Source organism: Pseudomonas sp. P4_C4, from assembly GCF_056402055.1.
In genome coordinates this window covers 147,938-171,019 of record NZ_JBFUID010000005.1, presented here as the reverse complement: position 1 = coordinate 171,019, position 23,082 = coordinate 147,938, and the positions used below count along the sequence as shown (strand labels likewise).

At 59.4% G+C, this 23,082-nt stretch carries 19 protein-coding genes and 1 pseudogene; 12 read left to right on the top strand and 8 right to left on the bottom strand.

Annotated elements, in window-relative coordinates; genetic code table 11:
- Nucleotides 1–107 precede the first annotated feature (107 nt).
- Nucleotides 108–2,696, bottom strand: a complete 2,589-nt coding sequence (locus AC1DXW_RS05400) for a glycosyltransferase (protein ID WP_477759820.1) — start codon at nt 2,694–2,696, stop codon at nt 108–110.
- Between the two features lie 215 nt (nt 2,697–2,911).
- Between AC1DXW_RS05400 and tcdA the strand changes: the two genes are divergently transcribed.
- Nucleotides 2,912–3,724 carry a tRNA cyclic N6-threonylcarbamoyladenosine(37) synthase TcdA gene (gene tcdA, locus AC1DXW_RS05395; RefSeq protein ID WP_414929169.1) on the top strand — a complete coding sequence of 271 codons (813 nt, stop codon included), beginning with the start codon at nt 2,912–2,914 and terminating at the stop codon, nt 3,722–3,724.
- A 103-nt stretch (nt 3,725–3,827) separates the two neighbouring features.
- Here tcdA and AC1DXW_RS05390 read toward each other — a convergent pair whose 3' ends face one another.
- From AC1DXW_RS05390 to AC1DXW_RS05375, 4 genes are all read right to left on the bottom strand, one after another.
- Nucleotides 3,828–4,232, bottom strand: a complete 405-nt coding sequence (locus AC1DXW_RS05390; RefSeq protein ID WP_477755102.1) for a SufE family protein — start codon at nt 4,230–4,232, stop codon at nt 3,828–3,830.
- The gene (locus AC1DXW_RS05385) at nt 4,229–5,434 is read right to left on the bottom strand and encodes an aminotransferase class V-fold PLP-dependent enzyme (RefSeq protein ID WP_477755103.1); all 1,206 of its coding nucleotides are present in this window, start codon (nt 5,432–5,434) and stop codon (nt 4,229–4,231) included. Before AC1DXW_RS05385 ends, AC1DXW_RS05390 begins: the two co-directional genes overlap by 4 nt.
- Before the next feature lie 160 nt (nt 5,435–5,594).
- Complete coding sequence (gene dapD / locus AC1DXW_RS05380; RefSeq protein WP_477755104.1) at nt 5,595–6,629, bottom strand: 2,3,4,5-tetrahydropyridine-2,6-dicarboxylate N-succinyltransferase; 1,035 nt, start codon at nt 6,627–6,629, stop codon at nt 5,595–5,597.
- 32 nt (nt 6,630–6,661) lie between these two features.
- A complete protein-coding gene (locus tag AC1DXW_RS05375; protein ID WP_477755105.1) occupies nt 6,662–7,024 on the bottom strand; it encodes an ArsC family reductase in 363 nt (120 codons plus the stop codon).
- Nucleotides 7,025–7,166: 142 nt separating this feature from the next.
- Here AC1DXW_RS05375 and AC1DXW_RS05370 point away from each other — a divergent pair.
- A pseudogene (locus tag AC1DXW_RS05370) lies at nt 7,167–7,355 on the top strand (hypothetical protein); the annotation flags it as partial.
- On the opposite strand, the gene dapC reads toward AC1DXW_RS05370, so the two are convergent.
- The 3 genes from dapC to map all read right to left on the bottom strand — a co-directional run bounded on the left by dapC (nt 7,336) and on the right by map (nt 12,228).
- Nucleotides 7,336–8,535, bottom strand: coding sequence for a succinyldiaminopimelate transaminase (gene dapC, locus AC1DXW_RS05365; protein ID WP_477755106.1), 1,200 nt, complete (start codon nt 8,533–8,535; stop codon nt 7,336–7,338). The pseudogene AC1DXW_RS05370 and the gene dapC overlap by 20 nt on opposite strands.
- A 166-nt stretch (nt 8,536–8,701) precedes the next feature.
- Complete coding sequence (locus AC1DXW_RS05360) at nt 8,702–11,404, bottom strand: [protein-PII] uridylyltransferase (protein WP_477755107.1); 2,703 nt, start codon at nt 11,402–11,404, stop codon at nt 8,702–8,704.
- A gap of 41 nt (nt 11,405–11,445) precedes the next feature.
- On the bottom strand, nt 11,446–12,228 hold the full coding sequence (gene map, locus AC1DXW_RS05355) for a type I methionyl aminopeptidase (RefSeq protein WP_015093761.1): 783 nt from the start codon (nt 12,226–12,228) through the stop codon (nt 11,446–11,448).
- A 371-nt stretch (nt 12,229–12,599) separates the two neighbouring features.
- Between map and rpsB the strand changes: the two genes are divergently transcribed.
- From rpsB to AC1DXW_RS05305, 10 genes are all read left to right on the top strand, one after another.
- Nucleotides 12,600–13,337 (top strand): 30S ribosomal protein S2, encoded by a 738-nt coding sequence (gene rpsB / locus AC1DXW_RS05350; RefSeq protein ID WP_003222119.1) that lies wholly within the window; start codon nt 12,600–12,602, stop codon nt 13,335–13,337.
- 189 nt (nt 13,338–13,526) lie between these two features.
- Complete coding sequence (gene tsf, locus AC1DXW_RS05345; RefSeq protein WP_477755108.1) at nt 13,527–14,390, top strand: translation elongation factor Ts; 864 nt, start codon at nt 13,527–13,529, stop codon at nt 14,388–14,390.
- A 210-nt stretch (nt 14,391–14,600) separates the two neighbouring features.
- On the top strand, nt 14,601–15,344 hold the full coding sequence (gene pyrH, locus AC1DXW_RS05340) for a UMP kinase (RefSeq protein ID WP_108216656.1): 744 nt from the start codon (nt 14,601–14,603) through the stop codon (nt 15,342–15,344).
- Nucleotides 15,341–15,898 (top strand): ribosome recycling factor, encoded by a 558-nt coding sequence (gene frr / locus AC1DXW_RS05335; protein ID WP_477755109.1) that lies wholly within the window; start codon nt 15,341–15,343, stop codon nt 15,896–15,898. The genes pyrH and frr overlap by 4 nt, the downstream gene beginning before the upstream one ends.
- Before the next feature lie 13 nt (nt 15,899–15,911).
- Nucleotides 15,912–16,667, top strand: a complete 756-nt coding sequence (gene uppS / locus AC1DXW_RS05330) for a polyprenyl diphosphate synthase (protein WP_477755110.1) — start codon at nt 15,912–15,914, stop codon at nt 16,665–16,667.
- Entirely contained in the window at nt 16,667–17,473 is an 807-nt protein-coding gene (locus AC1DXW_RS05325) for a phosphatidate cytidylyltransferase (protein ID WP_477759819.1), read from the top strand. Before uppS ends, AC1DXW_RS05325 begins: the two co-directional genes overlap by 1 nt.
- Complete coding sequence (gene ispC, locus AC1DXW_RS05320) at nt 17,470–18,660, top strand: 1-deoxy-D-xylulose-5-phosphate reductoisomerase (protein ID WP_477756750.1); 1,191 nt, start codon at nt 17,470–17,472, stop codon at nt 18,658–18,660. Before AC1DXW_RS05325 ends, ispC begins: the two co-directional genes overlap by 4 nt.
- 53 nt (nt 18,661–18,713) lie before the next feature.
- A complete protein-coding gene (gene rseP, locus AC1DXW_RS05315; RefSeq protein WP_477759818.1) occupies nt 18,714–20,066 on the top strand; it encodes a sigma E protease regulator RseP in 1,353 nt (450 codons plus the stop codon).
- Between the two features lie 74 nt (nt 20,067–20,140).
- Complete coding sequence (bamA, locus tag AC1DXW_RS05310; protein WP_477755706.1) at nt 20,141–22,531, top strand: outer membrane protein assembly factor BamA; 2,391 nt, start codon at nt 20,141–20,143, stop codon at nt 22,529–22,531.
- Nucleotides 22,532–22,576: 45 nt separating this feature from the next.
- On the top strand, nt 22,577–23,080 hold the full coding sequence (locus AC1DXW_RS05305) for an OmpH/Skp family outer membrane protein (protein ID WP_046041136.1): 504 nt from the start codon (nt 22,577–22,579) through the stop codon (nt 23,078–23,080).
- Nucleotides 23,081–23,082 lie beyond the last annotated feature (2 nt).

Genomic DNA, 23,082 nt, shown 5'->3' with positions numbered 1-23,082 from the left:
CGCAGCCTTCGGCAGCTCCTACCGAGTGTGTTGGCATTGAAAAGGGCGATCATTCTAAAGCAAAACGGCGACCCGAAGGCCGCCGTTTGACGTTATCTAATAACGGATTACGCTGTTGCAGGTTCTGGCTCAACCACCGGTTTGGGCAGCGACGACAGGAACGCCATGATCAGCGCTGCGACGTACGGCAGCGACTGCACCAGCAACATGGTGATCCAGAAGCGCATGTCGTTGCTCGGCATGCCGTTCACCAGGTAGATCCCCAGGGCCGCGCCCCACAACAGCAGCATGATGAACATTTCTTCCCGAGCTTCCGAAATCGCCACCCAGAAGCCGTGGTTGTCGGCATTCTTCGGCGTACGGAAGAACGGAATGCTGCTGGTGAAGAAGCCGTACAGCACCGCTTTGGCGATGGTGTGGGACAACGCCAGGCCGGCCAGCGCCGCGCAGAACGCATCCTTCAGATTCACCCCAACCGCACGACGGTAGAGGAAGATGATCTTGGCGACCTTGAACACGAACAGCGCCAACGGCGGGATCGCGAAAATCAGCAGCGGTGGATCGACCCGTTGCGGCACGATGATCATTGCCGCCGACCACAACAGCGCGCCGACGGTGAAGAAGATGTTCATGCCGTCCGCCACCCACGGCAACCAGCCCGCGAGGAAGTGGTAACGCTGGCCACGGGTCAGCTCGGTGTCTTTGCCGCGCAGCAGGCTGGCGGTATGACGCTTGATGATCTGGATCGCTCCGTAAGCCCAGCGGAAACGCTGTTTCTTGAAGTCGATAAAGGTATCGGGCATCAGGCCCTTGCCATAGCTGGTGTGGTAGTACGCCGCCGACAGGCCTTTTTCGAATACCCGCAGGCCCAGTTCGGCATCTTCACAGATGCACCAGTCGGCCCAGCCCAGCTCTTCGAGCACCGAGCGACGGGTCATGGTCATGGTGCCGTGCTGGATGATCGCGTCACGGTCGTTGCGGGTGACCATGCCGATGTGGAAGAAGCCTTTGTATTCCGCGTAGCAGAGCTTCTTGAAGGTGCTTTCGTTCTGGTCGCGGTAATCCTGCGGCGACTGCACCACGGCGATTTTCGGGTCGGCGAAGTGCGGCACCATGTGCTTGAGCCAGTTGCGGTCGACGCAGTAGTCCGAGTCGATCACGGCAATGACTTCGGCATCCTTGGCAGTGTGCGGAATCAGGTAGTTCAACGCGCCGCCCTTGAAGCCGGCCAGCGGTGCCACGTGGAAGAACTTGAAGCGCGGGCCGAGGGTTTCGCAATAATCGCGCACCGGTTCCCAGACCGCCGGGTCCTTGGTGTTGTTGTCGATGATCAGGACTTCGAAGTCCGGATAGTCGAGGTTGGCCAGGGCGTTGAGGGTCTGTTTGACCATCTCCGGCGGCTCGTTGTAGCAGGGCACGTGAATCGACACTTTCGGGCGGTAGCTGGAATCGCCTTCCACCGGCAGGAACTCACGCCGGCGCTTGTGCACCCACACCGCTTCGGCCAGTTCATGGGCTTCGGTCAGCAACACGATAAACACACCGAGCGCACCTAGGGCAAGCAAGAAGCCAACGGTCAGGCTGAACCAGGTGCTGTATTGCTGGCTGTAGTCGTAACCGATCCACACCAGCACCGAACCGCACAGGAACGCAATGAAGGTCAGGAAGGTACGGCCACGCTGGCGCAGGGCCGAGCCGTCGATCATCAGCAGGGTCAGCGACAACAGCGCCAGCACCACCGAACCGATGGCCAGTACACGCCACTGCGGAATCGCCACCACCGGGCCTTCGAAGTTGAACTTCTGCTGGCGCGCGGCGTTGAACACGCCCCAGTAGGCGCCGACGGAACCTTCGTCACTGGCCTTCCACGGCTGGTCAAACGCTTCGATCACGAAGTAGTTGAAGCCCTGACGGTTGAGTTTGTTGACCAGGGTTCGCAGGTAGATCGCCTGGTCCGCCGGGGAGGCATCGGCGCCACCGCGCATGCGGCCGTTGCTCGGCCAGCCCACTTCGGACAGCAGCAGTGGCTTTTTCGGGAACATCTTTTTCAGGTCGCGGGCGCGGTCGAGGACGAACTGCCCAGCCTTGTCCATCGGGATGAATTCCCAGTAAGGCAGGATGTGCGCGGCGATCAGGTCGACGTGCTTGGCCAGTTCCGGGTGTTCTTCCCACACGTGCCACTGCTCGGACGTGGTTACCGGCACCTTCACGGCGGCACGCACGCGATCGAGCATGACGCTGAGTTCCTGGGCGGTAATTTCCTTGCGGAAGATCGCTTCGTTGCCCACCACCACACGAACCACGCTACGCGAGGAGTTGGCGATTTCAATGGCGCGGGTAATTTCCCGTTCGTTGCGCTCCTGGTCCGGGCTGATCCAGATCCCCAGGGTCACTCGCAAGCCGAACTCTTCCGCCAGTTTCGGGATGTCTTGCAGGGTGCCATCGACCGAGTAGGTGCGGATGTTGTCCGTCAGCTTGCTCATGATCTCCAGGTCGCGACGCATTTGATCGTCGGTCGGGTACTGGTCTTTCTGTGGGAACTGGCCCTGCTGGAATGGCGAGTACGAGAAGCCGGAGATCTGTTCAGGCCAGTTGGGGGCGGTGACCGGGCGGTTGATCAGCGCCCAGAAGCCGGTAAACAAGGCTGCGATGGCGAGCACCACGACCAGATTGAGTCCAAATTTACGCGATGACATAGCTATTTCGGGTTCCAAAGACTGTGGAACGAAGGAACGGTTGGCGGTCGCCAAGGGGCGCGCATCCTACACCGGGCATTCTCTTGTCGTACAGCGGACAGGGAATTGCCAGACATTGGGCAATCTGGTTTCGCTAAAGTTCTTTCGCTTTTTCCTGTAACTGATTTTGTCTTCATATCGCCATATAATGCCCGCCGGTTTTTGGGGTAATGGTCATGAGTACAGAAGATCCGCGGTTTGCAGGCATCGCCCGTTTGTATGGCATCGAAGGCCTTGAGCGCCTGCGCGCGGCCCATGTGGCGATCGTTGGCGTCGGTGGTGTCGGTTCCTGGGCGGCGGAAGCCATGGCCCGCTGTGGGGTCGGCGAGATTTCGCTGTTCGACCTGGACGACGTCTGCGTCAGCAATGCCAACCGTCAGCTGCATGCGCTGGACAGTACCGTCGGCAAGCCCAAGGTCGAGGTGATGGCCGAGCGTCTGCGCGGGATCAATCCGGACTGCACGGTGCACGCGGTGCCTGACTTCGTCACCCGCGACACCATGGCCGAGTACATCACACCGAACATCGATTGCGTGATCGACTGCATCGACAGCGTCAACGCCAAGGCTGCGCTGATCGCCTGGTGCAAGCGGCGCAAGATCCAGATCATCACCACCGGCGGCGCGGGCGGACAGATTGACCCGACGTTGATCCAGGTCTGTGACCTGAACCGCACGTTCAATGATCCGTTGGCCTCGAAAGTGCGCTCGACACTGCGCCGCGACTACGGCTTCTCACGCACCGTGACCCGCCATTACAGCGTGCCGTGCGTGTTTTCCACCGAACAACTGCGTTACCCGAAACCGGATGGCAGCATTTGCCTGCAGAAAAGTTTTGTCGGTGATGGCGTGAAGCTCGACTGCGCCGGCGGGTTTGGCGCGGTGATGATGGTGACGGCGACGTTCGGCATGGTTGCGGCGACCAAGGCTGTGGACAAGATCGTGGCGGGTGTGCGGCGGCCGGCGGAGCGGGTCAAGCCGCAGGCCTGATCTGTAAGGCTGATGACCCCATCGCGAGCAAGCTCGCTCCCACAGGGATTTCGGTGATCCTGTAGGAGCGAGCTTGCTCGCGATGGGCTGCGAAGCAGCCCCTTTATTGAGCTAACTCCCGCATCCGCTGAAGCACCGCATTCAAGCCATTACTGCGCGATTCGGACAACTGCCGCCCCAACCCCAACTGATTGAACCAGTCCGGCAAATCCACCTGCTGCAACTCAGCCGCCGACAACCCGTTGACCCGCGCCAGCAGCAACGCCACCAACCCGCGAATCAGCCGCGCATCGCTGTTGGCGCAGAACAGCCAATGACCATCGCGCAATTCGCCCACCAGCCACACCTGGCTTTCACAGCCGTGCACCCGGTTGGCATCACACATCTGCGCATCACTCAAGGCCGGCAGACGCTCGCCCCATTGCATCAGCAGGCGCGCGCGTTGTTCCCAGCCGGCCGCTTTCTGAAAGGTTTCGAGTGCCGTCACGGCATCGGCAGGCAGGTTCATCGCAATAGCTCCAGCGCCTGATCCAAGGCTTCAAAGAACCGCTCCAGGTCTTCGGAATCGTTGTACAGCGCCAACGACACCCGAATCGCCCCGGCCAGTTCAAAGCGTTTAAGCAGCGGCATGGCGCAGTGATGGCCGGCACGCACTGCGATCCCTTGTTCGGTCAGCAAATGCGCGAGATCGGAATTATGTACGCCCTCGACGGTAAAACTGGCCAGTGCCACTTGCGGCTTGCCCAGCAGGCGAATGCCGTTGCGCGCTTCAAGGCCCTTGAGCAGACAGGCATGCAGCGCCGCTTCATGGACGGATACGGCGTCCTGATCAAGCCCTGCGAGGTAATCCAGGGTTGCTCCCAGGCCGATCACACTGGCAATCGGCGGCGTCCCGGCCTCGAAACCCAGCGGTGCCGGGCGAAAGCGTGCGTCGTGATAATTGGCATCCAGCACCATTTCGCCGCCGAACTGCCAGGGACGCAGCTGTTGCAACGCTGTATTGCGCCCGAACAACACGCCCAGGCCATCGGGGCCGTAGAGCTTGTGGCTGGAGAACACATAAAAATCGCAGCCCAGCGCTTGCACGTCGTGGCGGCCATGGACCACGCCTTGGGCACCGTCGATCACGGTCAGGGCGTTGTGCGCCTTGGCCAGTGCCAGCAATTGAGGCAGTGGCTGCCACGCGCCAATCACGTTGGACAGTTGACTGACGGCCAGCAGACGTGTGCGCGAGCCGATCAAGCCGGTCGCGGCTTCAAGGTCGATCACGCCGTCGGCATCCAGCGGCAGGATCACCAGTTTCAGGTCGCGACGGTGCGCCAGTTGCTGCCACGGCAGCAGGTTGGCGTGATGCTCCAGGGCGCTGATGACAATCTCGTCGCCCGGATTGAAAAGATGTTCCAGGCCGTAGGCCAGGAGATTCAGCGCGGACGTCGAGCCGTGGGTAAAGATGATCTGACCGCAATCGCCAGTATTGAGCCATTGCGCGGCTTTGCGGCGGCTGTCTTCGAAAGCCTGGGTGGCGTGGGCGCCGGGCAAATGCTGCGCCCGATGCACGTTGGCCGCGCCGTTGGCGTAGTAATGCGCCAGGGCATCCAGCAGGGCTTGAGGTTTTTGCGTGGTGGCGGCGTTGTCCAGATAGGTCTGGCCTTGCCGTTGCAGGGCGGCGATGGCCGGAAAATCGGCACGCCAGGGAGAGAGAATCATCATGTTGTTCGGCCCTGGTGAACATGGGCGGGCGTACGCCAGACCCCTGTAGGAGCGAGCCTGCTCGCGATGGACGTGAACGATAACGCGCATTGTCTGAATAACCGCGTTGCCCTTACGTTTTTCGCGAGCAGGCTCGCTCCTACAGGTGGACGTGTGCTGCTTAGTTGTGAGCGTGCAGCGCTTCGTTCAGTTCGATGGCCGATTTGTGGGTTTTGCATTCCACGGCACCGGTTTCCGAATTGCGACGGAACAGCAGGTCGGTCTGGCCGGCCAGTTCACGGGCCTTGACCACTTTGACCAGTTGATTGTTTTCGTCCAGCAGCGCGACTTTGGTGCCGGCGGTCACGTACAGGCCCGACTCGACGGTATTGCGGTCGCCCAACGGGATACCGATACCGGCGTTGGCGCCGATCAGGCAGCCTTCGCCGACCTTGATCACGATGTTGCCGCCGCCCGACAGGGTGCCCATGGTCGAGCAGCCGCCGCCCAGGTCCGAACCCTTGCCGACGAATACGCCAGCGGAAACGCGGCCTTCGATCATGCCCGGGCCTTCGGTGCCGGCGTTGAAGTTGATGAAGCCTTCGTGCATCACGGTGGTGCCTTCGCCAACGTAGGCACCCAGGCGCAGACGCGCAGCGTCGGCGATACGCACGCCGGCCGGAACCACGTAGTCGGTCATTTTCGGGAACTTGTCCACCGAGAATACTTCCAGCAGCTCGCCGCGCAGGCGGGCTTCGAGTTGCAGTTCAGCCAGTTCGCTCAGATCGACCGCGCCCTGGCTGGTCCAGGCCACGTTCGGCAGCAGCGGGAAGATGCCGGCCAGGTTCAGGCCGTGTGGCTTGACCAGGCGATGGCTCAGCAGGTGCAGCTTGAGGTAGGCCTCCGGGGTGGACGACAGCTGGGCGTCTTCAGCCAGCAAGGTGGCAACCAGCGGCTTGTGACTCTCGGCCAGGCGGGTCAGCAGGGCGGCCTGGGCAGCATCGACGCTTTTCAGTGCTTCAGCCAGTTGCGAGGCCTGGGCGGTGCTGAACGCAATGGCCTGATTGCCTTCGGTGTAACCCAGGATCGGTGTGATGGCGGCGAGGACTTCAGCCGATGGCTTGAGTACCGGGGCGGCGTAGAACACTTCCAGCCATGCGCCTTGACGGTTTTGAGTGCCGACGCCGAAGGCCAGGCTGAACAGGGTAGTGGACATGTGTATACCTCTAACAAAATTGAACGGGCTGCTTACTTGAGCGCGGCCGCGTAGATGTCTGGCTTGAAGCCAATCAGGGTTCGGTCACCGAGATCGAGCACCGGGCGCTTGATCATCGAGGGCTGTGCGAGCATCAGTTCGATGGCTTTCGTCTGGTCGAGATCGGCTTTGCGTTCGTCGTCGAGCTTGCGAAAGGTCGTGCCTGCACGGTTCAACACCACTTCCCAGCCGTGCTCGTTGCACCATTGGGTCAGGTGTTCACGGTCGATACCGACCGCTTTGTAATCATGAAAGTCATAGCTGACAGCGTGTTCATCGAGCCAGGTGCGCGCCTTTTTCATGGTGTCACAGGCTTTGATGCCGAAAAGGTGCAACGTTTTGCTTGAAACGGCCAAGGAATCGCCCCCTTTACAGGTGCTGGATTTGAAAGGTGACGGATTATGCCATGGCCGAACGGTTTCGCGGCGGCTGTGGCACAAAACCTGTGTTGCGTGGCGCTGAAGCCAGTCCGGACGACAAACGGCGTAATGAAGTGCGCGGCGCCTGCGTTTGAAGGCGTTGCGGGCGCAGCGCCTGGAATTGTACAGCCTCAGTCGTCATCACCAGATTGGCGATGACGTGTTGCGTGAGGTGTTGGGGGAACTGGATTTGAGTGAGGCCAAACTCGGCCAGGTGAAACAACACCTGGCCCTGAGCGGCGGCGCGGTTATTTGCGGCGCTGGATGAACGCGCGAATCCGCTCGGCAGCTTCGACACACTCGGCAAGCGGCGCCACCAGTGCCATGCGCACACGCCCGGCACCCGGGTTGACGCCATCCACATCCCGCGACAGGTAAGAACCCGGCACCACGGTCACGTGTTCCTGCTCGAACAGGTCGCGGCAGAAGGCGGCGTCGTCACCGGCTACATTCGGCCACAGGTAGAAGCTGCCATCCGGGCGCTGTACGTCCATGACCGGGCTGAGGATTTCCAGAACCGCATCGAATTTCTCGCGATACAGCGCACGGTTGGCGCGCACATGCACCTCGTCATTCCACGCGGCAACACTGGCCAGTTGTGTTTGAACCGGCATCGCGCAGCCGTGGTAGGTGCGATAGAGCAGGAAGCCCTTGAGGATGTCGGCGTCACCGGCAACAAAGCCTGAACGCAGTCCCGGCAGGTTCGAACGCTTGGACAGGCTGTGGAACACCACGCAACGCTTGAAGTCCTTGCGACCCAGTTCTGCGCAAGCGCTGAGCAGGCCAGGCGGCGGGGTTTGTTCGTCGAAGTACAGCTCGCTGTAGCACTCATCGGCGGCAATCACGAAGTCATATTCGTCGGCCAGGGCGATCAGCTTTTTCAGGGTTTGCACCGGAATCAAAGCACCGGTCGGGTTGCCTGGCGAGCACAGGAACAGGATTTGGCAGCGTTTCCAGATCTCTGGCGACACGGCGTCGAAATCCGGGTTGAAGCCGTTTTCGTCCAGGCACGGCAGGTAATGCGGCTTGGCCCCGGCGAGGAACGCCGCGCCTTCGTAGATCTGATAGAACGGGTTCGGGCTGACCACCAGCGCGTCATCGCCACGGTTGACCACGGTCTGGGTGAAGGCGAACAGCGCTTCGCGAGTGCCGTTGACCGGCAACACGTTGCGAGCGGGGTCGATCCAGCCCTTGGGGACGTCGAAGCGACGCTCGCACCATGCCGCAATGGCTTCACGCAGCTCCGGGATACCGAGTGTGGTCGGGTACACAGCCATTTTTTCCAGATTGCTGGCCAGGGCCTCGGCGACAAAGCTTGGCGAACGGTGTTTCGGCTCGCCGATGGACAGCGCGATCGGACGCTTGTCCGGGTTCGGCGTCACGCTGCCAAGCAGGGCGCGGAGTTTCTCGAACGGGTAGGGCTGGAGCTGGGACAGGGCGTTGTTCATCAATGTATCTCGTTCGGTGTGGGAACGGGCAAGCCCTGTTTCCTGTAGGAGCTGGCTTGCCAGCGAAGGTCGTCAACGATAACGCGTGCTTACTGGGTAAGCGCGGCGCTCTTTAGTCCATCGCTGGCAAGCCAGCTCCTACAAAGGGCAGGCTCGCGTTGTTGGTTCAGATGCTGATTCGCGACAGTTTGATATCAGGTTCCTGGTTGACGCTCAGTTGTTCGACGATCGCATCCTGCAGGCGGCTGCACAGCAGCGGGTCGGACAACGGCTGATTGTTGGCGTCGGTGATGAAGAACACGTCTTCCACGCGCTCGCCGAGGGTGGCGATCTTGGCGTTCTGCAGCGACAGATCGAACTCCAGGAAGATCGTGCCAATCCGCGCCAGCAGGCCCGGGCGGTCGGGCGCCGTGAGTTCCAGCACCGTCACTGGGCGCTGGGCGTCGTTGTGGATCGTCACCTGCGGTGCAAAGGCGAAATGCTTGAGCTGGCGCGGCACCCGGCGCTGGATGATGGTCGGGTAGTCGTCCGGGTTGCGCAGGGCTTCGGTCAGGCCCTCGCGGATCTGTTTAACCCGCGCCGGATTGTCGCCAATCGAGTCGCCGTCGGTGTCGAGCACGATATAGGTGTCGAGGGTGAACTGGCTGCTGGAGGTGATGACCCGGGCGTCGTGAATGTTAAGGTTGAGCTGGTCCATCGCCGCCACGGTCACGGCAAAGAAGTCGTGCTGGTCCGGGGCATAGATGAAGATCTGCGTACCGCCTTCGAACTCGCGCTGGGTGGTTTCCTTGATCAGTACCAGTGGCCCGCCGTCGGCCGGTTGCTGGAGGATCGCGTCGCTGTGCCAGGCGACGTCGCCGGCGGTGTGACGCAGGAAATAGTCATCGCCCAACTGCGCCCACAGTTGCTCGACATCGTCCGGGTCGGTGCCGCCGCGCACCAGGATATCCAGAGCGGCGCTCTGGGTCTGGCGGATCTGCTCTTCGCGATCCACCGGGTTTTCCAGGCCGCGACGCAGGGCGCGCTTGGTCTCGGTGTAGAGCTGGCGCAGCAGGCTGGCGCGCCAGGAATTCCACAGGGTCGGGTTGGTCGCGTTGATGTCGGAGACGGTCAGCACATAGAGGTAGTCGAGGCGGGTTTCGTCGCCGACGATCTGGGCGAAATCGTGGATCACCTGCGGGTCGGACAAATCTTTGCGCTGGGCGGTGGTCGACATCACCAGGTGGTTTTGCACCAGCCACACGATCAGGCGGCTGTCCCACACTGGCAGCTGATGGCGCTGGCAAAACGCCTCGGCATCGACCGCGCCGATGTCCGAGTGGTCGCCATGCCGGCCTTTGCCTATGTCATGGTACAGGCCGGCCATGTAAATCAGCTCGGGTTTGGGCAGCTTGCCCATGAGCTTGCTGGCCAGCGGGAATTTTTCCGACACCTGGGTGTACTGCAACTTACGCAGGTGTTTGATCAGGTTCAGGGTGTGCGCGTCGACCGTATAGATGTGGAACAGGTCATGCTGCATCTGCCCGACGATAAAACCGAATTCGGGCAGATAGCGCCCCAGGATGCCGTACCGGTTCATCCGCCGCAGGTTGCGGTGGATACCGATCTTGCATTTGAACAATTCGATAAACAGGCTGGTGTTGCGAATATCATTGCGGAAGTCGTCGTCGATCAGGTGGCGGTGTTCCCGCAGCAGACGAATGGTATCGGCGCGCACGCCCTTGATTTCCGGCTGCTGGGCCATCAGCACGAAGATTTCGAGCATCGCGAACGGCGTGCGGCGGAAGACGTTGTTATTGCGTGCCTCGATATAACCGTCATGCAACTGGAAGCGCGAGTTGATCGGCTGCGGTGGGGCTTCGTCTTCCGGTGCGAGGATGACTTCCTCGAAGTGCTGGATGATCAGGTCGCTGAGCTGGGCGATGCTCATGACCACCCGGTAATACTGCTGCATGAAGTTTTCGATGGCTTGCTTGGCGTCGTCGCCTTTGAAGCCCAGCAGCCCGGCAATGGTGCGCTGGTGATCGAACAGCAGGCGGTCTTCGGAACGGCCGGCGAGCATGTGCAGGGCATAGCGAACCTTCCACAGGAACTCCTGGGAGGAGGCGAGCAGGGCGTTTTCACTCTCGACCAGGAATCCTTCGCCAGCCAGTGCCCGCAGGTTCAGGGTGCCGTACTCGCGACGGGCCACCCACAGAATCGTCTGGATATCCCGCAGGCCGCCGGGTGAGCCTTTGACGTTGGGTTCCAGGTTGTATTCGGTGTCGTTGTACTTGTGGTGGCGGGCCTTTTGTTCGGCACGCTTGGCCAGGAAGAAGTCCTTGCTCGGCCACATGTGCCCGGTGCTGGTGACGTCCAGCATGCGCTGGCGCAGATGCTCGGGGCCGGCGATGGTGCGGCTTTCCATCAGGTTGGTGACGACCGTCAGGTCGGCGCGGGCCTCGACGGCGCATTCGTCGACCGAGCGAACGCTCTGACCGACCTCCAGGCCGATGTCCCACAGCAGCGTCAGAAAACGCTCGATGGAATCGCGGAAAACTTCGTGGTCGGCGCTGTCCAGCAGGATCAGCAAATCGATATCGGAGTAAGGGTGCAATTCACCACGGCCGTAGCCGCCGACCGCGACCAGCGCGATGTCGGCGTCCTCGCTCCAGCTGAACTGCTCCCAGGCCTTTTGCAGGATGTTATCGACGAACCAGGCGCGATCCTCGATCAGCCGGCGAATGTCCCGGCCATCGCGAAAGCGCGTGTCGAGCACTTCGCGGGCCTGGCGGATCGCCTTCTTGAAAGCCGCGATCGGGCTTGCCTTCAGGGCCAGTTCCGCCTGGAACTGGCCACGGTCGAAGAGTTCGGGATCCACCTGCGGCATCGATTGGCTTTCCTTTCTATAGGCGAGGTTCGGTGGCGGGATCAGGCCGAAACGCGAGGGATGGTGTCATCGCTGCGCAGGGTGAAGATCTCGTAACCGGTTTCGGTCACCAGGAGGGTATGTTCCCACTGTGCCGAGAGCTTGCGGTCCTTGGTGATCGCGGTCCAGCCGTCGCCCAGTACCTTGGTGTCGGCACGGCCCTGGTTGATCATCGGCTCGATGGTGAAGGTCATGCCGGCCTTGAGTTCCATGCCGGTGCCAGCGCGGCCGTAATGCAGGATCTGCGGTTCTTCGTGGAACACCTTGCCGATACCGTGGCCGCAGAATTCGCGAACCACCGAGAAACCGTTCTTTTCAGCGTGCTTCTGGATGATTTCGCCGATGTCGCCCAGGCGGCAGCCGGGTTTGACGATTTCAATCGCCTTGTACATGCATTCCTGGGTGACCTGGGACAGGCGCTCGGCCCAGACCGGCACGGTGCCGACGTGGAACATGCGGCTGGTGTCGCCGTGGTAACCGTCCTTGATGACGGTGACGTCGATGTTCAGGGTGTCGCCATCTTTCAGCGGCTTGTCGTTCGGGATGCCGTGGCAGACAACGTGGTTGATCGACGTGCAGATCGACTTCGGATAGCCCTTGTAGTTGAGCGGGGCAGGGATGGCTTTCTGCTCATTGACGATGTAGTCGTGGCAGATCTGGTTCAACTGATCGGTGGTAACACCCGGCTTGACATGTTCGGCAATCATTTCCAGCACATCGGCGGCCAGTTTGCCGGCGATACGCATTTTGGCGATATCCTCGGGGGTTTTGAGGGTGACGGTCATACAGGCTCTCTCTGCGCCAGGCGGCGCTTTCTAAACGGAAAGGGCGTTGCGCGATTGATCTTCGCAGCCCTGAAAAATGCGATTCTACCAGACGATCAGCGCAAATCTGCGCCTGTGTGCATCGCTTCTCTCTATAGAATGGTGCATTCTTGGCGGATTCCAAGGGATGGAGCAAAGCGTCCGCCAGGATTTCAGAATCCGGGTTCCGTTTTGCCCTGCCTTGTGATATAAAATGCGCCGCTTTCCGGGGATGTCCCGAAAAGCCTAAATCCACACACGTGTCGACACGATGACCTGGGTGCCTTCAGCTGATGCTGCTGGTTGGTCATTGGGATACGTGGAGGCCAAACCCGACTTATTAAGGAACTATCATGTCCCAAGTCAACATGCGCGATATGCTGAAGGCCGGTGTGCACTTCGGTCACCAGACCCGTTACTGGAACCCGAAAATGGGCAAGTACATTTTCGGCGCGCGTAACAAGATCCACATCATCAACCTTGAAAAAACCCTGCCAATGTTCAACGAAGCTCTGACTTTCGTAGAGCGTCTGGCCCAGGGCAAAAACAAGATTCTGTTCGTCGGCACCAAGCGTTCCGCTGGCAAGATCGTTGCTGAAGAAGCGGCACGTTGCGGTTCGCCGTACGTCGATCACCGCTGGTTGGGCGGCATGCTGACCAACTTCAAAACCATCCGTGCTTCCATCAAGCGTCTGCGTGACCTTGAAGTTCAAGCCGAAGACGGTACTTTCGCCAAGCTGACCAAGAAAGAAGCGCTGATGCGCTCCCGTGACCTGGAAAAGCTGGATCGTTCCCTGGGTGGTATCAAGGACATGGGCGGTCTGCCAGACGCTCTGTTCGTTATCGACGTTGATCACGAGCGCATCGCGATCACCGAAGCCAACAAACTGGGCATCCCGGTTATCGGCGTAGTCGATACCAACAGCAGCCCGGAAGGCGTTGACTACATCATCCCAGGCAACGATGACGCAATCCGCGCTATCCAGCTGTACATGGGTTCGATGGCTGACGCTGTCATCCGCGGTCGCAACAATGTTGCCGGCGGCACCGTTGAGTTCGCAGCTGAAGAAACTCAGGCTGCAGCTGAGTAATTGACGCCTTGGCGTTGACTCAGTAAGCAAAAAGGGGGCTTGGCCCCCTTTTTGCCACCTCGAAAACCATTTGTCGGCGCCCACTGCTCTATCTGTAACGTGCGGCAGCTAACAAGGGTGGTTCGGGAAGAATTGATCGCCCGTTCGATCGGGTGGAATGGTTGAAAACCTATCCAAGAGGATTTTGAAATGGCAGAGATTACTGCAGCGTTGGTCAAAGAACTGCGCGAGCGTACCGGCGAAGGCATGATGGATTGCAAAAAGGCCTTGACCAAGGCTGGCGGCGACATCGAGAAAGCCATTGATGACATGCGTGCTTCGGGCGCCATCAAGGCTGCCAAGAAAGCCGGCAACGTTGCCGCTGAAGGCGCTATCGCCATCAAGGCTGACGACAAGGTAGCCGTGCTGCTGGAAGTGAACTCGCAGACCGACTTCCTGGCCCTGCAAGACGACTTCAAGAACTTCGTTGCTGCCAGCGTAGAAAAAGCCTTCGACGAAAAACTGACCGACGCAGCTCCGCTGATCGCCGCTCAGGAATCGGCCCGTGAAGCCCTGGTGGCCAAAGTTGGCGAAAACGTCAACATTCGTCGCCTGGTACGCGTAGAGGGTGACGTAGTCGGCACCTACCTGCACGGTAACAAGATCGGTGTTGCTGTTGTTCTCAAGGGCGGCGATGTTCAGCTGGCCAAAGAGATCGCCATGCACGTGGCGGCAAGCAACCCTGAGTTCCTGCTGCCATCGCAGGTTTCGCCAGAGGCCATCGAGCGCGAGAAGGGCGTTTTCCTGACCCTGAACGAAGACAAGATGAAAGGCAAGCCAGCTGAAATCGTCGAGAAGATGATTGCTGGTCGTATCACCAAGTTCCTGGCTGAAGCCAGCCTGGTCGAGCAAGCTTTCGTCATGAACCCGGAAGTCACCGTGGGTGCCCTGGCCAAGAAAGCCGGCGCTGAAATCGTTTCCTTCACTTACTTCAAGGTAGGCGAAGGCATCGAGAAGCCAGTGGACAACTTCGCAGAAGAAGTTGCTGCCCAGCTGGCTGCCGCCAAGCAATAAGACGGTTTTTTAACTGTCGCCCAGAAGAGGCTGCCCGCTTACGCGCGCAGCCTCTTTTCAGATGGGGCACCAATTTTTATTTGGTTTCCTTTTGGAACTGGCTTACAAAGCCATGTTCCGATGGCGCTGAAGCAGCGCCAAGCTAGATTGAGCGCCAGCTGTAAACAGCTCGCAAAGAATTTTTAAAATACGCCGCAGGAGAGATTCGCAATGGCTCAGCAGGGCAGTGGTTATCAGGCTCGCTATAAACGCATTCTACTCAAGCTTAGCGGCGAGGCCCTGATGGGCTCGGAAGAGTTCGGGATCGACCCGAAAGTTCTGGATCGCATGGCATTGGAAGTTGGCCAACTGGTCGGCATCGGTGTTCAGGTCGGTCTGGTCATCGGTGGTGGCAACCTGTTCCGCGGCGCGGCGCTCAGCGCGGCGGGCATGGATCGGGTTACCGGCGACCACATGGGCATGCTGGCCACTGTGATGAACGCCCTGGCAATGCGCGACGCGCTGGAACGTGCCAATATCTCGGCCATCGTGATGTCGGCCATTTCCATGGTAGGCGTGACCGATCACTACGATCGCCGCAAGGCCATGCGCCACTTGAACTCCAAGGACGTGGTGATTTTCGCGGCCGGTACGGGTAACCCGTTCTTTACGACGGATTCGGCTGCCTGCCTGCGTGCAATCGAAATCGATGCCGATGTCGTGCTCAAGGCGACCAAGGTCGATGGCGTCTACACCGCTGACCCGTTCAAAGACCCGCATGCCGAGAAGTTCGATCATCTGACCTACGATGAAGTACTGGATCGCAAGCTGGGTGTGATGGATCTGACGGCCATTTGCCTGTGCCGCGACCACAAGATGCCGCTACGCGTATTTAACATGAACAAGCCCGGCGCCCTGCTGAACATCGTGCATGGCGGCGCTGAAGGAACCCTGATCGAGGAAGGCGAACAATGATCAACGAAATCAAGAAAGACGCTAAAGAGCGCATGCAGAAGTCCGTGGAATCGCTGGCGCACAACTTCGGTCGTATTCGTACCGGCCAGGCGCACCCGAGCATCCTGGAAGGCGTGATGGTGCCGTACTACGGCGCCGACACCCCGATCAAGCAAGTGGCCAACATCTCCGTCAAGGACGCCCGTACCCTGCAAGTCGTCGCCTTCGAGCGCAACATGCTGGGTGCTGTCGACAAGGCGATCGGCAGTGCTGGTCTGAACCTGAACCCGACCAACCTTGGCGAGTTGCTGCTGATCAGCATGCCGGCGCTGACTGAAGAAACCCGTCGTGGCTTCACCAAGCAGGCTCGCGACGTTGCTGAGGATGCCCGTGTAGCGGTGCGTAACATCCGTCGTGATGCCAACAGTTCGCTGAAAGATCTGGTCAAGGAAAAAGAAATCAGCGAAGACGAAGAGCGTCGCGCCACTGGCGAGATTGACGATCTGACCAAGAAGTTCGTGGCCGAAATCGACGCGAAGCTGGCAGAGAAAGAAAAAGACCTGATGGCCGTATAAGGGTCGCGTTTTCATGGAAAAGACCAAGCAGACTGCACCGTCCGCGGTGCCGCGCCATGTCGCGATTATCATGGATGGTAACAATCGCTGGGCGAAAAAGCGCTTTATGCCGGGTGTCGCCGGGCATAAAGCGGGTGTGGATGCGGTGCGTGCGGTCATTGAGGTTTGTGCCGAGGCCAAGGTCGAAGTGTTGACCCTGTTCGCCTTTTCCAGCGAGAACTGGCAGCGTCCGGCCGATGAGGTCAGCGCCTTGATGGATCTGTTCTTCAGGGCGCTGCGTCGTGAGGCCAAGCGCCTCAACGACAACAACATCAGCCTGCGCATCATTGGTGACCGCTCGCGTTTTCATCCGGAGCTGCAGGCTGCCATGCGTGAAGCCGAGGCCATGACGGTTGGCGCCAATCGTTTTATCCTGCAGATCGCCGCCAATTACGGCGGTCAGTGGGATATTGCGCAAGCTGCGCAACGACTGGCACGAGAAGTTCAGGCCGGGCACTTGCGTCCGGAAGACATCACACCTGGTCTGCTGCAGACCTGCCTGGTCACGGGCGACCTGCCGTTGCCGGACCTGTGTATCCGTACCGGTGGCGAGCGCCGCATCAGCAACTTCCTGCTCTGGCAACTGGCCTATGCCGAGTTGTATTTTTCCGACCTGTTCTGGCCGGACTTCAAACACGATGCCATGCGCAATGCGCTGGCCGATTTCGCTTCCCGCCAGCGCCGCTTCGGTAAAACGAGCGAGCAGGTCGAGGCTGGAGCCCGGGTTTAATGCTTAAACAACGAATCATCACCGCGCTGATCCTGCTGCCGATTGCCCTGTGCGGGTTTTTCCTGCTTGAAGGTTTCGGTTTTGCACTGTTCATCGGGCTGGTCGTGACCCTGGGTGCCTGGGAGTGGGCGCGCCTGGCGGGTTTCGCCGCTCAGGCGTTCCGCGTCGGCTATGCCGCCTTGGTCGCTTTTGCGCTGTTCCTCATGTACATCCTGCCCGGCCTCGCGCCTTGGGTATTGGGTGCTTCGGTGTTGTGGTGGGCGGTGGCGACGTATCTGGTGCTGACCTATCCGCATTCGAGCGAGCATTGGTCCAATGCGGCGACCAGGTTGGTGATCGGCCTGTTGATTCTCCTGCCGGCCTGGCAAGGTCTGGTGCAGATCAAGCAATACCCGCTGGGTAACTGGCTGATCATGGCGGTGATGGTGTTGGTCTGGGGGGCCGATGTTGGCGCCTACTTCTCTGGTCGTGCTTTCGGCAAGCGCAAGCTCGCACCGCAGGTCAGTCCGGGCAAGAGCTGGGAAGGCGTTTACGGTGGTCTGGCGCTGAGTCTGGTGATTACCGCAATGGTTGCCCTGGTGCGCGACTGGACGGTGGCCGAGCTGCTCAAAGGGCTGATCGGTGCCGCGCTGATCGTGTTCATTTCGGTGGTGGGCGACCTCACTGAGAGCATGTTCAAGCGCCAGTCCGGGATCAAGGACAGCAGCAATCTGCTTCCGGGGCACGGCGGCGTGCTGGATCGTATCGACAGCCTGACAGCAGCGATTCCGGTATTTGCCGTGCTGCTGTGGATGGCGGCCCCATGAGCCGCTCGCAACAGATTACCGTTCTGGGTGCGACCGGCTCGATTGGCCTGAGTACGCTCGACGTCATCGCTCGCCATCCTGACCGTTATCAGGTCTTTGCCTTGAGTGGCTTCAGCCGCTTGAGTGAATTGCTGGCGCTGTGCGTGCGCCATGTACCGCGATTTGCTGTCGTGCCTGAGGTCGCTGCTGCCCGCACCTTGCAGGATGATTTGCGCGCGGCCGGTCTTTCGACCCGTGTTCTGGTGGGTGAGGAAGGTTTGTGTCAGGTCGCTTCCGATCCGGAAGTCGATACGGTCATGGCGGCCATCGTCGGTGCAGCGGGATTGCGCCCGACACTGGCGGCGGTCGAGGCTGGCAAAAAGATCCTCCTGGCCAATAAAGAAGCACTGGTCATGTCCGGCGCGCTGTTTATGCAGGCGGTGCGCAAGAGCGGTTCGGTGTTGCTGCCGATCGATAGCGAGCACAACGCGATTTTTCAGTGCATGCCGCTCGATTATGCCCGTGGCCTCGAGGCGGTCGGTGTACGTCGGATTCTGCTGACAGCTTCCGGCGGTCCGTTCCGGCAGACGCCAATAGCTGAACTGGCGCATGTTTCTCCCGATCAGGCGTGTGCGCACCCGAACTGGTCCATGGGGCGAAAAATCTCCGTTGACTCGGCCAGCATGATGAACAAGGGGCTTGAGTTGATCGAAGCCTGCTGGCTGTTCGATGCCAGGCCATCCCAGGTCGAGGTGGTGGTTCACCCGCAAAGTGTGATCCATTCGCTGGTCGACTACGTCGATGGTTCTGTTCTGGCGCAGTTGGGTAATCCGGACATGCGCACGCCCATCGCCAATGCCCTGGCCTGGCCGGAGCGGATTGACTCGGGTGTGGCTCCGCTGGATCTGTTTGCCATTGCACGGCTGGATTTTCAGGCACCGGATGAAGAACGTTTCCCTTGCCTGCGTTTGGCCCGTCAGGCGGCCGAGGCGGGGAACAGCGCGCCAGCGATGCTCAATGCGGCGAACGAAGTGGCGGTGGCGGCATTTCTCGACGAACGGGTTCGTTACCCGGAAATCGCGAGTATCATCGAAGAAGTATTGAATCTTGAGCCCGTAGTAGCAGTGGGTGATCTCGAGGCAGTGTTCACGGCGGACGCGAAGGCGCGATTGCTGGCCGGACAATGGTTGAGTCGTCACGGGCGCTAAATGCTGCGGATAGTTGACCCAGGCAGCAGCGGATCGGATTGCGGAGAAAGTAGATGAGCGCGCTCTATATGATTGTCGGCACCCTGGTTGCTCTGGGTGTGCTGGTTACCTTCCACGAGTTCGGCCATTTTTGGGTCGCGCGTCGTTGTGGGGTCAAAGTGCTGCGCTTCTCCGTAGGCTTCGGCATGCCTTTGCTGCGCTGGCACGACAAGCAAGGCACCGAATTCGTCGTCGCCGCGATCCCGTTGGGCGGCTACGTCAAAATGCTCGACGAGCGCGAGGGTGAAGTCCCCCTCGATCAGCTCGGCCAGACCTTCAATCGCAAATCCGTTCGTCAGCGCATTGCCATTGTAGCTGCAGGGCCGATAGCCAATTTCCTGCTGGCATTGGTGTTCTTCTGGGGTTTGGCAATGCTCGGCAGCGAGCAGGTGCGTCCAGTCATCGGGGCTGTCGAGTCCGGCAGTATTGCGGCCAAGGCGGGTTTGAGCCCCGGCCAGGAAATCGTGGCCATTGATGGTGAGGCGACTTCCGGCTGGGCGGAGGTGAACCTGCAATTGGTTCGTCGCCTGGGTGAAAGCGGCTCGTTGCAGATAATGGTTCGCGAACAGGGGGGCACGGCTGATTCTCCTCGTGAACTTGCGCTGAACAAATGGCTCAAAGGGGCTGACGAGCCCGACCCTATCCACTCATTGGGGATTCGCCCGTGGCGCCCGGCATTGCCGCCTGTCCTGGCTGAACTCGATCCAAAGGGGCCAGCTCAGGCTGCCGGCCTGAAGACGGGTGACCGGTTGCTGGAGCTTGATGGTCGTACGCTGGATGACTGGCAGCAGGTCGTCGATACCGTCCGTATGCATCCTGATACCAAAATCATGCTGCGGGTTGAGCGCGACGGTGCTCAAATCGACGTCCCGGTGACGCTGGCCGCTCGCGGCGAGCGCAAATCACCCAGCGGATACCTGGGGGCGGGGGTGAAGGCGGTCGATTGGCCACCGGAAATGATCCGCGAGGTCAGTTACGGGCCATTGGCAGCGATTGGCGAGGGGGCTCGACGCACCTGGACCATGAGCGTGCTGACCCTTGATTCTCTGAAGAAAATGTTGTTCGGCGAGCTCTCGGTAAAAAACTTGAGTGGACCGATAACCATTGCTAAAGTGGCGGGCGCTTCGGCCCAGTCGGGCGTTGCTGACTTCTTGAATTTCCTTGCTTATCTGAGTATTAGCCTGGGCGTTCTGAATTTGTTGCCCATTCCGGTACTGGATGGGGGGCATTTGTTGTTTTATCTGATCGAGTGGGCGCGTGGTCGTCCCTTGTCGGATCGGGTGCAAGGTTGGGGGATACAGATCGGTATCAGTTTGGTGATCGGGGTGATGTTGCTTGCTCTGATCAATGATCTGGGTCGACTGTAACGCTTCGCTGAATTGCGAATCTGCCGCATTTTGCGGCAGTTTGTTTATTGCCAGTTGGAATAAGAAAGGACTTCATGAAACGTCTGCTGCTAACTGCGGTTCTCACCGTATTGATGATCGCCGAAGTTCACGCCGAGTCCTTCACTATCTCTGATATTCGCGTCAATGGCCTTCAGCGGGTCTCCGCGGGTAGCGTCTTTGGTGCTTTGCCGTTGAACGTCGGTGAACAGGCGGATGATCGTCGCCTGGTGGAATCCACTCGTGCGTTGTTCAAAACCGGTTTCTTTCAAGATATCCAGCTGGGCCGCGATGGCAACGTCCTGGTCATCACGGTAGTCGAGCGCCCGTCTGTTGCCAGTATCGAGATCGAAGGTAACAAGGCGATCTCTACCGAAGACCTGATGAAAGGCCTCAAACAATCCGGTCTGGCCGAAGGCGAGATATTCCAGCGTGCCACCCTTGAAGGTGTTCGTAACGAACTGCAGCGCCAGTACGTCGCCCAGGGTCGCTACTCGGCTACCGTCGACACCGAAGTGGTGCCGCAACCGCGTAACCGCGTTGGCCTGAAGGTCAACATCAACGAAGGTACGGTTGCCGCTATCCAGCACATCAACGTGGTGGGCAACACGGTTTTCCCCGATGAAGACCTGATCGACCTGTTCGAACTCAAGACCACCAACTGGTTGTCGTTCTTCAAGAACGACGACAAGTACGCCCGTGAAAAACTGTCCGGTGACCTGGAGCGTCTGCGTTCCTACTACCTGGACCGTGGCTATATCAACATGGATATCGCTTCGACCCAGGTATCCATTACGCCGGACAAGAAACACGTCTACATCACCGTCAACGTCAACGAAGGCGAGAAATACACCGTTCGTGACGTCAAACTCAGTGGCGACCTGAAAGTCCCTGAAGACCAGGTCAAGTCCCTGCTGCTGGTGCAAAAAGGCCAGGTGTTCTCGCGCAAGCTGATGACCACCACCTCCGAACTGATCACCCGCCGTCTGGGTAACGAGGGCTATACCTTCGCCAACGTCAATGGCGTGCCTCAACCGCACGATGAAGATCACACCGTAGACATCCTGTTCGCGGTCGATCCGGGCAAGCGTGCTTACGTGAACCGCATCAACTTCCGTGGCAACACCAAGTCCGAAGACGAAGTGCTGCGTCGTGAAATGCGCCAGATGGAAGGCGGCTGGGCTTCGACCTACCTGATCGACCAATCCAAGACCCGTCTGGAACGTCTGGGTTTCTTCAAGGAAGTCAACGTTGAAACCCCGGCCGTGCCGGGTGTCGATGACCAGGTGGACGTCAACTACAGCGTTGAAGAGCAAGCCTCCGGTTCGATTACCGCCAGCGTCGGTTTCGCCCAGAGTGCCGGTCTGATCCTCGGTGGCTCGATCACCCAGAACAACTTCCTGGGTACCGGTAACAAGGTCAGCATCGGCTTGACCAAAAGCCAGTACCAGACGCGTTACAACTTTGGTTTTGTCGACCCCTACTGGACGGCTGATGGCGTGAGCCTGGGTTACAACGCCTTCTACCGCACCACCGACTACAACGACCTCGACGTCGATGTAGCGAGCTATGCCGTGGATAGCCTGGGTGCAGGGGTGAGCGTCGGCTACCCGATCAGCGAGACTTCGCGCCTGACCTTCGGCCTGACTGGGCAACAGGACAAGATCAAGACCGGTCAATACACCGTCGACGAGATTTTCGACTTCGTTAACCGTGAAGGCGATCAGTACCTGAACTTCAAGGCTTCGGCCGGCTGGTCCGAGTCCACCTTGAACAAAGGCGTATTGGCGACCCGTGGTCATTCTCAAAGCTTGACGGCGGAAGTTACCGTACCGGGTAGCGACCTGTCGTTCTTCAAACTCGATTACCGTGGCCAGTTGTTCCAGCCATTGTCTGACAACTACACCATGCGCTTGCACACCGAATTGGGTTATGGCGACGGTTACGGTTCGACCGATGGCTTGCCATTCTATGAAAACTACTATGCTGGTGGTTTCAACTCGGTTCGTGGCTTCAAGGACAGTACATTGGGGCCGCGTAGTACTCCGAGCCGCGGCGCACTCAGCACTGGCAACCCGGGTACTCTTGCTGACCCGGACCAGGATCCACTGCCGTTCGGTGGTAACGTCCTGATTCAAGGTGGTGCTGAGGTTCTGTTCCCGCTGCCATTCGTCAAGGATCAACGATCCCTGCGTACCTCGGTATTCTGGGATGTGGGTAACGTGTTCGACTCCAAGTGCGAGCAGACGACCAATACCAACCCTGCGTCGAAGTCCAACACGCAGTGCAACGATGTCAGTCTGAGCAACCTGGCCAGTTCCGTCGGTGTAGGTGTGACGTGGGTCACCGCACTGGGTCCTCTGAGTTTCGCGTTGGCCATGCCAGTCAAGAAACCGGATAACGCTGAGACTCAAGTGTTCCAATTCTCTCTTGGCCAGACGTTCTAAGCGTCTGTCCCAAAATAACGACAATGGATTTTGTAGGAGTGCATCGTGCGTAAGTTGACTCAATTGGTTCTCCTGGCGACCGTACTGGTAGCAGGTCCGGCGTTCGCCGACATGAAAATTGCTGTTCTGAACTATCAGATGGCTTTGCTGGAGTCTGACGCGGCCAAGAAATACGCCGTGGATGCCGAGAAGAAGTTCGGTCCTCAGCTGACCAAGCTCAAGGCGCTGGAAACCAGCGCCAAGGGCATTCAGGACCGCCTGATGGCCGGTGGCGACAAAATGCAGCAGGGCGAGCGGGAGCGTCTGGAGCTTGAATTCAAGCAAAAGGCCCGTGACTTCCAGTTCCAGTCCAAGGAGCTGAACGAAGCTAAAGCCGTTGCCGACCGTGAAATGCTGAAACAGCTCAAGCCGAAACTGGACAGCGCTGTGGAAGAAGTCATCAAGAAAGGTGCTTTTGACCTGGTCTTCGAGCGTGGCGCAGTGATTGATGTCAAGCCGCAGTACGACATCACTCGCCAGGTTATCGAGCGCATGAATCAGCTGAAGTAACC